Annotated in this window: 12 protein-coding genes; 4 read left to right on the top strand and 8 right to left on the bottom strand. The window is 58.0% G+C overall.

The features are described from left to right. The first annotated feature begins 2 nt into the window (after nt 1-2). Nucleotides 3-1,208 carry a 3-oxoadipyl-CoA thiolase gene (pcaF, locus tag ACQZ5M_RS13660; RefSeq protein ID WP_449080006.1) on the top strand — a complete coding sequence of 402 codons (1,206 nt, stop codon included), beginning with the start codon at nt 3-5 and terminating at the stop codon, nt 1,206-1,208. A 50-nt stretch (nt 1,209-1,258) separates the two neighbouring features. Here pcaF and ACQZ5M_RS13655 read toward each other — a convergent pair whose 3' ends face one another. After that, nucleotides 1,259-2,182: a MurR/RpiR family transcriptional regulator gene (locus ACQZ5M_RS13655; RefSeq protein WP_296101395.1), complete on the bottom strand. Its 924-nt coding sequence runs from the start codon at nt 2,180-2,182 to the stop codon at nt 1,259-1,261. A gap of 99 nt (nt 2,183-2,281) precedes the next feature. Between ACQZ5M_RS13655 and ACQZ5M_RS13650 the strand changes: the two genes are divergently transcribed. From ACQZ5M_RS13650 to ACQZ5M_RS13640, 3 genes are all read left to right on the top strand, one after another. Beyond that, entirely contained in the window at nt 2,282-3,646 is a 1,365-nt protein-coding gene (locus ACQZ5M_RS13650) for an MFS transporter (protein ID WP_449080005.1), read from the top strand. 114 nt (nt 3,647-3,760) lie between these two features. After that, a complete protein-coding gene (locus tag ACQZ5M_RS13645) occupies nt 3,761-4,237 on the top strand; it encodes a GAF domain-containing protein (protein WP_449080004.1) in 477 nt (158 codons plus the stop codon). Nucleotides 4,238-4,280: 43 nt separating this feature from the next. Further along, a complete protein-coding gene (locus ACQZ5M_RS13640) occupies nt 4,281-5,507 on the top strand; it encodes an amidohydrolase family protein (protein ID WP_449080003.1) in 1,227 nt (408 codons plus the stop codon). Nucleotides 5,508-5,536: 29 nt separating this feature from the next. On the opposite strand, the gene ACQZ5M_RS13635 is transcribed toward ACQZ5M_RS13640, so the two are convergent. The 7 genes from ACQZ5M_RS13635 to ACQZ5M_RS13605 form a co-directional block, all read right to left on the bottom strand. After that, on the bottom strand, nt 5,537-6,904 hold the full coding sequence (locus ACQZ5M_RS13635) for an FGGY-family carbohydrate kinase (protein ID WP_449080002.1): 1,368 nt from the start codon (nt 6,902-6,904) through the stop codon (nt 5,537-5,539). Next, on the bottom strand, nt 6,901-7,224 hold the full coding sequence (gene rhaM / locus ACQZ5M_RS13630) for an L-rhamnose mutarotase (RefSeq protein ID WP_296105232.1): 324 nt from the start codon (nt 7,222-7,224) through the stop codon (nt 6,901-6,903). The genes ACQZ5M_RS13635 and rhaM overlap by 4 nt, the downstream gene beginning before the upstream one ends. A gap of 3 nt (nt 7,225-7,227) precedes the next feature. Further along, a complete protein-coding gene (locus ACQZ5M_RS13625) occupies nt 7,228-8,238 on the bottom strand; it encodes an ABC transporter permease (protein WP_296105230.1) in 1,011 nt (336 codons plus the stop codon). Then, on the bottom strand, nt 8,235-9,236 hold the full coding sequence (locus tag ACQZ5M_RS13620; RefSeq protein ID WP_296105229.1) for an ABC transporter permease: 1,002 nt from the start codon (nt 9,234-9,236) through the stop codon (nt 8,235-8,237). Before ACQZ5M_RS13620 ends, ACQZ5M_RS13625 begins: the two co-directional genes overlap by 4 nt. A 12-nt stretch (nt 9,237-9,248) precedes the next feature. Then, entirely contained in the window at nt 9,249-10,778 is a 1,530-nt protein-coding gene (locus tag ACQZ5M_RS13615) for a sugar ABC transporter ATP-binding protein (protein ID WP_449080142.1), read from the bottom strand. 209 nt (nt 10,779-10,987) lie between these two features. After that, nucleotides 10,988-11,998 carry a rhamnose ABC transporter substrate-binding protein gene (gene rhaS / locus ACQZ5M_RS13610; protein ID WP_449080000.1) on the bottom strand — a complete coding sequence of 337 codons (1,011 nt, stop codon included), beginning with the start codon at nt 11,996-11,998 and terminating at the stop codon, nt 10,988-10,990. A gap of 39 nt (nt 11,999-12,037) precedes the next feature. After that, the gene (locus ACQZ5M_RS13605; RefSeq protein ID WP_340192196.1) at nt 12,038-12,868 is read right to left on the bottom strand and encodes a DeoR/GlpR family DNA-binding transcription regulator; all 831 of its coding nucleotides are present in this window, start codon (nt 12,866-12,868) and stop codon (nt 12,038-12,040) included. Between the last annotated feature and the right edge of the window lie 192 nt (nt 12,869-13,060).

Genomic DNA, 13,060 nt, shown 5'->3' with positions numbered 1-13,060 from the left:
AAATGACCGAAGCCCTTATCTGTGCCTATCTCCGCACGCCCATCGGCCGTTTCGGCGGATCCTTGTCATCGGTTCGTGCCGACGATCTCGGTGCGGTGCCGCTGAAAGCCCTGATAGCGCTTTATCCGACCGTCGATTTCGATGCCGTCGATGATGTCATCTATGGCTGCGCCAACCAGGCGGGCGAGGACAATCGCAACGTCGCGCGCATGTCGCTGCTGCTGGCAGGCCTGCCGGTTTCTATCACGGGTACCACGATCAACCGCCTGTGCGGCTCAGGCATGGATGCCGTCATTACCGCCGCTCGGGCGATAAAGTCGGGCGAGGCCGAGTTGATGATTGCCGGGGGTGTGGAATCGATGAGCCGCGCGCCTTTCGTTATGCCAAAGGCAGAGTCTGCTTTCTCGCGGAATGCGGAAATCTATGACACCACCATCGGCTGGCGCTTCGTCAACCCGCTGATGAAGACGCAATATGGCGTCGATTCGATGCCGGAAACCGGCGATAATGTCGCGATCGACTTCAATATCTCGCGCGAAGATCAGGATGCCTTTGCCGTGCGAAGCCAGGCAAAGGCTGCCGAAGCGCAGGCCAATGGCCGCCTAGCAAAAGAAATCACGCCGGTCAGCGTGCCACAAAGGAAAGGCGATCCTGTCCTTGTCGATCGCGATGAGCATCCACGTACGACATCGATCGATGCGCTCGCCAAGCTGAAGCCGGTCAACAAAATCGAGGGCGCGACGGTGACAGCCGGCAATGCCTCTGGCGTCAATGACGGCGCGGCAGCACTTGTTGTCGCCTCGGAGGCAGCCGCCAGAAAGCACGGACTGACACCCATAGCCCGCATTCTGGGTGGCGCGACGGCAGGCGTTCCTCCGCGGATCATGGGTTTCGGCCCGGCTCCGGCATCGAAGAAGCTACTCGCCCGGCTTGGCCTTTCGCAAGAGCAGATCGACGTCATTGAACTCAACGAAGCCTTCGCCTCCCAAGGCCTGGCGACGCTGCGTGATCTCGGCATCGCCGATGACGATCCGCGCGTCAACATCAACGGCGGAGCAATCGCTCTCGGACATCCTCTCGGCATGTCCGGTGCCCGCATTGCCGGCACGGCGGCGCTTCAATTGGGCTTGTCCGGAGCGCGTTACGCGCTTTCCACCATGTGTATCGGCGTCGGGCAGGGCATCGCAATTGCTCTTGAGCGGGTTTGACGTCGACGACAAAGAAGCAAAATACGGCTCCGCCCTGCACTCGCTCGATTTCAAAGCTGATCAAAAGGCTTCCCAGCCATAGGCGCTGTTTTGGTGAAGAGCAGGTCCTGGTGTTGCCATTGCTCCTCGAAATCGGCGATGGAGCGTGCGCTCATTTGAGGGTTTAGCGCGCCCAACTCTGCAGAGATGGCTTCCGCAAGCCCGATGCCGGGGACGACGGTCGCGTAGAATGAGGTGCTTTCTGCTGGCGCCAGCAGCAAATAGTCGGCATTTTTTGCCAGCGCATCCACGGCAGCGTCAGTGATCACGCATGTGGTTGCGCCCTTGGCCTTGGCCTGAGCGGCAGCTCTGATTGCGGAATTGTAGAGGCGCCAGAAGGTGAAGATGATGACGACATCGTTTTCCTTCACATCGCCTAGCGCATTGGCGATCATTACCCCGTCGGTCGCCAGTTCCATGCGGTAGCCGCAAAGCGTGGCGTGGTGCGCGAGTATATTGGCAATCGAAGCGAAGCTGCCCGACCCAAGAACGATTCTGCGTTTTGCGCCTGCAATAAGTTTTGCAATCTCTTTGATCGAGTTGCGGTCGGTACGCCGACGCAACGCCGTCAGTTGCTCGATCTGCCGATTCATAGCCGCATCGAACGGGCGCTCATTGCCGGTTTCCTGTTGGTGGACGACGCTGACCTCAGGTGCCGAAAGCTTGCTCATGAAGCGTGTACGGATTTCCTGGCGAAGCTCCGGCCATCCTGAAAAACCAAGACTCTGCGCGGTTCGCGTGATCGTCGCAACGTTGACGGAAGCCTTTTGAGCAAGTTCGGCGGCGGATGCAAAAGAGGCGTGCCGCGGGTCGTTGATCACGGCCTGTATCACCTCGTGCGCTGCTGGCGTCAGCGAAAATTTCTCATCGAGATGACGCAGCCAGTCCTCTAGCGTTCCCGCAAAATCGTCTGCAGCGTTTTTTGCATATTGCATTAATAATCGTTCCCGTGCAAAAAATGTTGCGCGACGAAAAGACGCGCACACCATCCGCAACGCGGCGGAGGTGACACACTATAATGGTGGGAACCAAAAATGTATAATACTGCTGCAAGACTGGAGAGGCTGCCCGTGGGGCGCTTTCAATACAAGCTCCTCATGATGGGCGGGCTGGGCTACATGTTCGAGGCGTGGGACGCGGGCATTATCGCTTTCCTGCTTCCGGCACTTCGGGCGCAGTGGCAACTGACGAGCCTTCAGGTCGGCTATCTTGCCAGCAGCACCTATGTAGGCTTCCTCATCGGCGCTCTCATTGCCGGTGCGATCGGCGATCGCTATGGCCGCAAGAACGTCATGCTCTGGGCGCTCGTCCTCTTTTGCCTGGCAAGTCTTGCCGGCGCTGCCGTTAATGACTGGCACCAGTTCTTTGCCTTGCGCGTCGTCGGCGGTATCGGCATGGGTGCCGAGGCGGCGATCATCGCGCCGTTCCTCTCCGAATTCGTTGGCGCCAAGTATCGTGGACGATTTACGGCTTCGCTCGCAGCCTTCTTCTCCTTCGGCTTCGTCATTTCGGCAGTTCTTGGATATCTGCTTGTGCCCGCCTCTGACGACGGCTGGCGTTACGCTCTGATCGTCACCGCGATGCCGGTCATCGTGGTTTTGTGGTGGCGCCGTGGCTTGACGGAATCGCCACGCTGGCTGGAAAGCCAGGGCCGTCATCAGGAAGCAAACGACATCGTCACTGGCATCGAGCAGCAATATGCGGCGCGCGGCATCGTTCTGCCTGCACCGGAACCTGCGGCGCAGGTCTCTGCAACGCCCAACACCTCGCTGATGGCTAACTTCAAGGCGCTGCTGTCGCCACGCTTCTTGCGCATCACCATCATGACCTGGCTTCTCTGGGTATCGGTCACTTTCAGCATATACGCCTTCATGACATGGATCCCGAGCCTGCTCGTCGAGCGTGGCATGACCATGACCAAAAGCTTCTCCTTCTCGATTCTGATCTATGCCGCACAGATCCCTGGTTACTTCACAGCCGCTTGGTTCTGCGAGAAGATCGGTCGTCCCTATACGATCGTGCTCTATATGGCGTTGGCAGCTGTTTCGGCGCTCTCGCTTGCTTTTGCCACCGGTGATACGCAGGTCATCGCGCTTGCCATGACACTCTCCTTCTTCATCAATGGCGTTGCCGCTGGAGAATACGCCTACACGCCGGAAGTGTTTCCAACGCGCATCCGTGCCACCGGCGTCGGCACCGCCTCGGCCATCGGACGTATCGGAGGAATTGCAGCACCGATCCTCGTGGGAGCCGTCTATCCGATTGGCGGTTTCGCTGGTGTCTTCGGCATGACGACCGTCATCCTGTTCATCGGTGCGATGTCCGTGCTCTTTCTCGGCATTCCGACAAAGAACCGGTCGCTGGAGGAAATCGAGGCGGAAGAGTTTGCCGCGCGTTGAGGCTTAGATCGAAGAAGATGGAGCGTCCTTCGAGCGCCCAATAGGACGCATGGCGTTCCAGGCACATAAGGGAGCGGCAATTGCTGCTCCCTCATCAGCAAAAAGGATCACGACATGCACAATGAGATCAGCCTTTACGAAGCCATGAAGCTGCCCGATCAGCCAGCACCCTTCTTTCAGGCACTCGACGAATTGTTCCAGCGCGAGGTGGGACATGTCCTCTTCACGCTGCTCGCGGTCGATGGTGGTGAAGTCGTCCGCATCTACTCCTCGGACCCTGAGCATTATCCGGTCTCGGGCCGTAAGCCTATGACGGACACCCCTTGGGGCCGCCACGTTATCGGGCAGCACAAGAGTTTTCTCGCCAAGGATATGGACGGCATCAAATGGGCCTTTTTTGACCATGAACTCATCGCAAGTCTTGGCGGCGGCACGCAGATCAACGTGCCCGTTGTTTTCGATGGCTCCTGCATTGGCACGATCAATCTGACCCATCGCGCTGGAGTTTATGACGAGCGTCATCTGGACCGTGCGGAGGCGCTAGCGCCGTGGTTGGTTCCATACTTCTTGCTGGCAGCGAACCAGCGTTGAGCCGCTGTGCGCCTTTCTAAGACATCGATCGAAAGTGAATCCAATGAGTTCAATTCTTCTCAAAAACGCCCGCATCGTTGATGGATCGCAGGGTGAACCGACCGCTCCCACGGATGTGCTCATCCGTGACGATTTGATCATCGAAGTTGGCCCGGCGCTCTCGGCCACTGCCGACCGAGTTGTCGATCTGGCTGGCAAGATCCTCATGCCGGGATTGATTGATGGACATGTCCATGTCATCGCCACCAAACTCGACCTTGGAGCCAATGCGGATCTGCCGAATTCTCTGGTGGCGCTGCGCTCAGCGACCATCATGAAGGCGATGCTGATGCGTGGCTTTACCACGGTTCGTGACCTCGGCGGTGCCGATCACGGTCTGGTTGAAGCGCTTCACGAGGGCACGATTGTTGGCCCGAGACTGATCATCTGCGGCAAGGCGCTGTCCCAGACGGGCGGCCATACCGATTACCGAGGCCGGTTCAATCGTCGTTCGGTCGAGCATTATCCTGACCAACTGGGTGCGCTCGGTCGCATCTGCGATGGGGTCGATGCAGTTCGCCAGGCCTGTCGTGAAGAGGTCAAAGGTGGCGCACAGTTCATCAAGCTCATGGCCAATGGCGGCGTGTCTTCGCCGACCGATCCGATTGCAAACCTAGGCTTTTCAAAAGAAGAGGTGCTCGCCGCCGTTGAAGAGGCCGAGAACGCGCAGACTTACGTGGCTGCCCATCTTTACACCGATGCCGCCATTCGCCGCGCGATCGAATGCGGGGTTAAGTCGATCGAGCACGGCAACCTGATCACGCCGGAGACGGCAAAACTTGCCAAGGAACGCGGTGCCTTCGTCGTGCCGACCAACATCGTCTATGATCGCCTGGCAAAGGACGGCGCTTCGCTCGGCCTGCCGCCAGTCTCTGTCGCCAAGATCGAGGATGTGCGCAGCGCTGGCTTCGAGGCGCTGAAAGTGCTGCAAAAGGCGGGCGTGACCATGGTCTATGGTACGGATTTGCTGGGTGAGATGCACGAGCATCAGTCGGAGGAGTTCGTTCTTCGCGGCCAACATCTACCGGCCGCAGATGTCATTCGCTCTGCAACGCTTGATGCGGCAAAGGCACTAGGTTTTGAAGGCAAACTGGGAGCTGTGGCGCCAGGGGCTTACGCCGATCTGATCGTCGTGGAAGGCAACCCACTCGACGATCTCTCACTTTTGACCGGTCAGGGTAAGCACATGCCGTTCATCATCAAGGGCGGAGAATTCGTCAAGCAGAGCTGATGCGGTCAAAGGTGTGGGGTGTTTTGTGTTCACCCTGCCATTTTCTGCCACGTTTCGGCATAGGCAGCGAGGTTTGCAATCGTGTCGCTCACTCGCTCGACAGGCACATTCGACTTTGTTCCGGTGAGAAAGCTGGCGCCAAGCGATGTGCCTGTGTGCGAGGCCGAGGCGTACACCTTCCGGGCGGAAAAGGTGGCGAGTGCTGCGCAGAACACGCGGTTGGCGGCAAAGGGGCCTTCCACCACGATAGGGCCGCGTGATCCAATCAGGTCGAGGCAGGTCATCGTCATCAAAGCTTGGTAGAGGCTGGCAGCCGCGCGCCGGCCTTCATCCGTTTGTGGCTCATTGCGCCACCCGCCCGTCGTGCCCGGAAACGGGCCGGTGCCGCTGACGACACTCGGGAGCAGCATCTGGCCTTGCGCTATCACGTCGTTTACCGACGCCCACTCTGATTCCGGTGTGACTGGCCCTAAGGTCTTGTTGACCAGTTCCCATTCCCGGCCACCCATGTACCGGGCAGAAGGCACGGGTTTTCCGAATGCATCCACATTGACCAGCGTGTCACGCTTTTCGTCAAGATCGACCGCCTGTCCGCCAGCGGCAAAACACACCACCCATGTGCCGGTCGAAACGACGGTGCAGGGAATGCCAAAACCCACGAGATGCGGGAGCAATGAAGCATTGGAATCATGGATCCCGCAATAGACGGGAACCGGTGCGGGAAGGCCGAGTTGCTCTGTGACGGCAGGCGTCGTTTCTCCCAGAACATCGAAAGCAGACCGGATGGGCGCCATAAGGTCGGCAATACCGAGACGCGCAACGAGGCTTGAGTAGCTTCTCTCAAAGGGGCGCCATAGATCGGTGTGGCAGCCGAGCGAGGTGGCCTCATTCGCAGCAATGCCGGTCAAGCGGTGGGCCCAATATTGCGGGTAGGTTAGCATGGTCGCGACGGAGGCGAACTCCTCAGGAAAGCACGTACGCTGATAGTGGAGCTGCGCACCGAGGTTCAGACCTCCTGTCAGCCGCGGCGAAAATGTCTCCGCAAAATCCGGGCGGATCGTCTCATAGGCTTGGACAATCTTGTCCGGGAATGCGAACTCGTAATCGAGAACGGGCAACGCCAAATCCCCCGAAGCATTCAGGAGCGCTGCACTTGCGCCATGTGTGGTGATCGAGATTGCCTGATAGCCGGGCGCCTTGTGCAGTCCGGCAAGCCCTCCCAGAATGAAACGCCACAGCGCATCGGTATCGTAATGCGGATATGGCGGACCGCTGACGATCCTGTTTGCAATCTTGCAGGATGCCAGTTCTTGGCCGCTTTCGCCATCAACGATGATCAATTTGGCATGCGTCTTGCCGATATCGATGACGGCAACGGTTTGGATCGGCTGGCTCATGGCAGATGAAAGACGGTAACGAGATCGGTCGCGACTGGAGAGTTATCCGGATTGCTTTCCATGATATCGGCCATATGTGCCCACCATTTCTTCATCACGGGATGGTGGGGCAGCGCCGCCATGCCGTGATCTTTCGGACGTGTAAGGACGCCAAAGAGCACATTGGTCTCAGGGTCGAGGTGGATCGAATAATCGGTCACGCCAGCCTCGTGCAGCAGGTCTACGAGCTCCGGCCAAATCTCGTCGTGACGCTTCCTGTATTCCGCTTCCTTGCCCGCAAATAGCTTCATCTTGAACGCGTGTTTTTCAAGCTCTGGCATTATTCACCTCATGGCTTTCATGCGACGCACGACGATTGGAATGGCGATGATGATGATCAACAGAAGGCCGACAAAGATCGACATGACAATGCCGGGGACGTTGAGGAGACCAAGACCGAATGTAACCAGCCCCATGACGAAAGCGGCAATCACCACTCCGCCGATTGTTCCGGAGCCGCCCAGGATCGACACGCCCCCGAGCACGACCATCGTCACGACTTCCAACTCCCACCCTTGAGCGATGGAGGGGCGTGTGGAGCCGAGCCGCGAAGTCAGACACACAGCGGCAATACCACTCATCAAGCCGGTAATGAGAAAGAGAATGAACTTGACGCGCTCCACGGGGACGCCGGAAAATCTTGCGGCGAATGGATTGTTGCCGATGACATAGACCTGTCGTCCAAAATTCGTCGCATGTAGTAGGATCGCAAAGGCGATCGCCATCAGGACGAACAGTACGAATTCGAACGAAATCGCCCAGAACACGTAGCCCTGGCCGAAGTAAGCGAAGTCTTCGGGATATTTGCCAAAGGCCTGGTCGCCGAGAACCATGTAGGAAACGCCGCGAAACAGGCTCATGGTGCCGATGGTGACGACGATGGACGGAAGCTTAAGTCCGGCAACAAGAAAGCCATTAAAAGCGCCACAGGCCAAGCCAACGCCAATGCCGATTGCCACCAGCTCAGGCGTTCCCGCACCCAATTGTACCGCGTAACCCATAGCAGTGGAGGCGAGTGCGATGATGGCGGCAACCGACAGGTCGATTTCACCAGCGATAATGAGAAGCGCCATGGCAAAGGCGATCATCGCCTTCTCGGTGAAGTTAAAAGTCGCGTCTGAGAGATTCCAAGCGTCGAGAAAATACGGCGAGGCCAGCGAGTTGGCGATGAAGATAAGGATAGCCACACCAAGTAACAGCAATTCCCAGCTTGCCATAATGCGGCGCAGAGGCGTGCCCAGCTTATCTGGAATGATGCGGGATGACATCTGCGGTTGCGAATGATCCACGCTCATGCCGCAGCCTCCTTGCTCTGTTCGGTGGCGGCTCTGTCGCGCAAGATGATGCGCCCCTTGCGAGCTTCTGCGCGCGCATTGAAGACGACGGCGAGAACGATGACGATGCCGGAGATCGCCATCTGCGCAAAGGGCGAGATGCCGATTACCGGAAGCGCATTCTTGATGACGCCGAGAAAAAGCGCGCCAAGGACGGCGCCAAGCACCGAGCCTATGCCGCCTGCAATCGAGATGCCGCCGATTACATTGGCCGCAACACTGTCCAGCTCGAAGCCTTGAGCGATATCCACATAGGCAACGGCGTATCGCGACACCCATAGATAGCTTGCGAGACCGGCCAGCGCTCCGGACAGTACAAAGGCGAGGAAGCGCGTGTGACCTACATCGATGCCCGCATAGATCGCAGCGTTCGGGTTGCCCCCAGACGCATAGGCCGCACGACCGAAGGAGGTCCGCTTCAGGATGATCCAGGCAGCGAGGATGACGAGAATTGCCACCCAGGAGAGAATCGGTATTCCGAGGACCGGCGTTCGGGGCACGTTGAGATATGTCGGGGACATCTGATGGGCGTTGACCCATGCGCCGCCTGACAGAACGAAGGCCATGCCGCGATAGATGGTGAGTGTACCAAGTGTCACCACGATGGAGGGAAGGCCAAGCCACCAGACGAGAATACCGTTAATCGAACCGAGCAGCGCTCCGATGCCGACAGCCATGGCGATCAGGAGGGGAAGTGGCACGCCTGGGAATGCGGCATTGGTCATCGCCACCGCCATGCCGGTAAATGCAAGATTGGCCGCCACCGACAGATCGATCGATTTCGTCAGTATCACCGTCATCTGTCCCAAGGCCAGAATGATCAGGATCGAGGTATCGTTGAAGATATTGACAAGATTGGCTGGTCTCTCAAAGCCCGCAGACCGCTGCGAAAAGCCGATGATGAGCAGAATGATGATGCCTGCCAGCAGCCATTCACGGTTCTTCAAAAGTGTCTTCATGCGCATTTCCCCTCACGCATTTCCGGTGGCGGCGCGCACCAGCTTTTCCGGCGAGAACTCCGCCCGGTCGAATGTGCCGGCCGTCAACCCTTCACGCATCACGATCGCGCGGTCGGACATGCCAAGGATTTCCGGCAGTTCGGACGAGATCATGATGATGGACAGGCCCTCCGCCGCCAATTCACTGATAAAGCCGTGGACAGCGGCTTTCGAGCCGATGTCGATGCCTTTTGTCGGCTCGTCCAAAATGATGACCCGCGGCGCAGTCGCCAGCCATTTGCCGATCACCACCTTTTGCTGGTTGCCACCGGACAGTGTTCCTACAGGCACGGAAAGCGCGGCTGCACGCAAATCAAGGCGCGTTGCATATTTGCGTGCGAGCGCAAACTCGTTTGCCGCTTTCAGAAAGCCTTTGCGCGATGTGCGGGAGAGGGAGGGTAGAGACATGTTCTGGTAGATCGGCATCTCCAGCGCCAGGCCATGACGTCCCCGCTCTTCCGGCACATAGGCGATACCGGCCCGGATTGCGTCTTCGGGTGAGTCGATTGTCACGGTTTTGCCGTCCAGCTTCAGTGTGCCGGATGCAGGTCGGGTAATGCCGAAGATAGACTGGCAGACTTCCGACCGCCCAGCGCCGATCAGGCCATAGAGCCCAAGAATTTCGCCCCGTCTCAATTCGAAGGAGATGCCGCGAAACTCCGTTTCGTGGCAGTAATCATCGACTGACAGCACCGTGCCGCCAATGTTGACGGCTTGTTTCGGAAACGCGTCCTTTACATCGCGACCGACCATCAGCCGAACGATTTCGTCCTGGGCTGTTGCGGCGAGCTTTCCCGCGCCGACCATGCGTCCATCGCGAAAGACGGCGTAATTTTCGGCAATTTCGTAAACTTCATCGAACTTGTGGCTGATGAACAGTATCGCCTTGCCCTGCCGCTTGAGATTTTCGACAATGCGGAAAAGATCGTCGATTTCCTTGCGTGACAAAGCCGCCGTCGGCTCGTCCATGATGACGATGCGCGCCTCCACCGACAGGGCACGGGCAATCGCCACCAGATGTCGCTGTGCGATGGACAGATCCTTCAGCCGGATGGTGGGGTCGATCTTGCTTTCCAGCCGCTCCAACAAGGTGCGGGATTTCTCGTTGATCGTTTTCCAATCGATCAGCCCAAAGCGGCCCCTGGGGGCATGTCCGAGAAAGATGTTCTCGCCAACCGAAAGCTCGTCGAACAGAACCGTTTCCTGATGGATGGCGGTTACACCCGCATCGATGGCATCCTGCGCGCTTTGAAACTGAACGGGCTTGCCATCCAGAAGGATCTCGCCCTCATTGGGCCGATAGATACCGGTCAGAATCTTGACCAGCGTGGATTTGCCCGCGCCGTTTTCGCCGATCAGTGCCGTCACTTGGCCGGGGTAGAGCTGAACGTCGACATTATCCAGGGCCTTTACGCCTGGAAAAATCTGGCTGATGCCGCGCATCTCGAGAACGGGGTTCAAACGTTCCTCTTCCGTCGCGTAAAGCGCTGCCGTTTCGGTCATTGTCTCTACTGTCATTTTCTCACGGACCTGCGTGCTCATGATCGAGCAGAAAAAGCGAAGCCTTCACTCAACGGCATCCCGATGGGTTTACTGATGCAAACATCCGGCATGCATGATCGATGCTTGGTTCAAGCTCGAGGATGACGTCGACTGAGGGCTGTTGGAAACATCTCCCGGCGGTCGGTGTCGCCGGGAGATGTCGTCAAGGATCAGAAAATCTTGGAGAACTGATCGATGTTCTTCGCGTCATAGACGAACGGATCGGCCATCGCGGCTTCGCTGTTTTCGCCAACCTTGATCTTGCCCATGCGGCCAGCTTCGATTTCCGAGCCGGGCTTGCCGTCGGCATCACCCTTGACGAGGTGGTAGGCGATCTGCGTTGCAGAATAGCCAAGGTCGATCGGGTTCCAGATGGCGAATTCCTTCGTCGCGCCGGACTTGATCGCGCCCGCCATTTCAGAAGGAAGGCCAAGGCCCGTCACATAGACCTGGCCGATCTTGCCGGCATCCTTTACGGCCTGCGATGCGGCCAAGACACCGACGGTCGTCGGCGCGACGATAACCTTGACGTTTGGCTGCGAGGTCAACAGACCTTGCGCTTCACGGTAGCTCTTGTCGGCCAAGTCGTCGCCGTAAACGGTCGTCACCAGATTGAGGCCGGGGAAGTCCTTCAACTGCTTCTTCATCTCCTCGATCCAGATATTCTGGTTCGTGGAGGTGGTTGTGGCAGAAAGAATGGCGAAGTCGCCCTTGCCACCTTCGAGATGATCCGCTGCAAGCTGCAGGCACATCTTGCCGATCAGCGCATTAGAGGACGGGTTGAGCTGCAGGATGCGGCCCTCCGGTGCTACGCCCGAATCCCAGGAGATGACCTTGATGCCACGCTGTGCGGCCTTCTTCAGCGCCGGAACCACGGCGTCCGGATCGTTTGCGGAAATCGCAATCGCATCGACGCCCTGGGCGATCAGCGAGTTGATAACTTCGATCTGGCCTTCAGCGGTGGTGGTTGTCGGGCCGGTATAGATGATCTCGACGCCGCCAAGCTCCTTGGCTGCTTCCTGCGCGCCCTTGTTGGCTGCCTCGAAGAAGCCGTTGCCGAGCGACTTGACCACGAGCGCGATCTTCATGTCTTTCGCCTGTGCAACGCTGCCCATACCGGCAACGCCCAAGGCCACACCGAGCGCCAGGGCGCGGGTCAGTTTTCTACGTGTAAGTTTCATTCCCTTTTCCTCCCGTTAAAACCTTCCCTTCGGTGCTCCTCAAGCAACCGAAGCGGAATCCTCCTCTGTAGGCGGCTTGTCCTCCGCCTGCGCGGCCGCTGTTCCGGCGATGACCAGCGTCACCCCCGCGGCCTCCACCATGCGTGCGGCCTCGTCTGAAATGTCCTCGTCGGTGATGATGGTCGATACCGTGTCCAGTGGCGTCAGGATCAGGCTGGAGCGTTTGCGGAACTTGGAGGAATCGACCATGACGATCAGCTCCTCTGCTTGGCGCATCAGCTTCTGCTCACTCTGGATCACCATTGCATCGGATTCCATGATGCCGAGCGCGCCCACGCCCTGCGCACCGATAAAAATACGCCGCGCATAGAAATTGCGGATCGCATCATTTTCAAAAGGCGACAGGATCAGGCTCTGGTCGCGATAGATCGCACCGCCGGGCACACTGACATTGCACTTCGAGTGCTTCACCAGATGCTCGGCAATGGCGAAAGAATTCGTCATCACCTGCAGGCGCCGGGCCGACATGTAATGCACCATCTGGAAGGTCGTCGTGCCGCCATTGATGATGATGGCGTCACCTTCCTCACACAAATCGACGGCCTTGCGCGCAATTGCGCGTTTCTTATCGATATTGACCGATTCCGATACGCGGAAGGGACGTGCCGCCAGATTTCCAAGCTGTGGCGGATGTACCGCTTCGGCACCGCCGCGCACCCGGCGCAGTTTTCCCTGAACATGGAGAGAGGCAATATCGCGCCGGATCGTCGCTTCCGACGCATCCGTCAGCTCGGCGATATCCTGCACCGTCACAACAGGCTTTTCCTGTATGGCGCTCAAGATGATGCGATGGCGTTCGCTCTCGTACATGGGGTCCTCCTGACCGCAATCTTTCGTAAACTTCTTTTGTTGTCAATCAAGTTCGATCAAAAATATCAATGGTGCGGCGCACAATGAAAATTTATGATCGTTTTTGATTGACATGACGCTTTTAGATGCGCGATATCTGCGCCTAAGGGAGGCGAGTTCCTTTGAGAGACTCGCGACAATCGATGTGGGAGG

This window comes from Rhizobium sp. 22-785-1 (assembly GCF_053521965.1).
The sequence above is the reverse complement of the archived record's forward strand: the minus strand, read 5'-3'. Positions and strand labels throughout refer to the sequence as shown.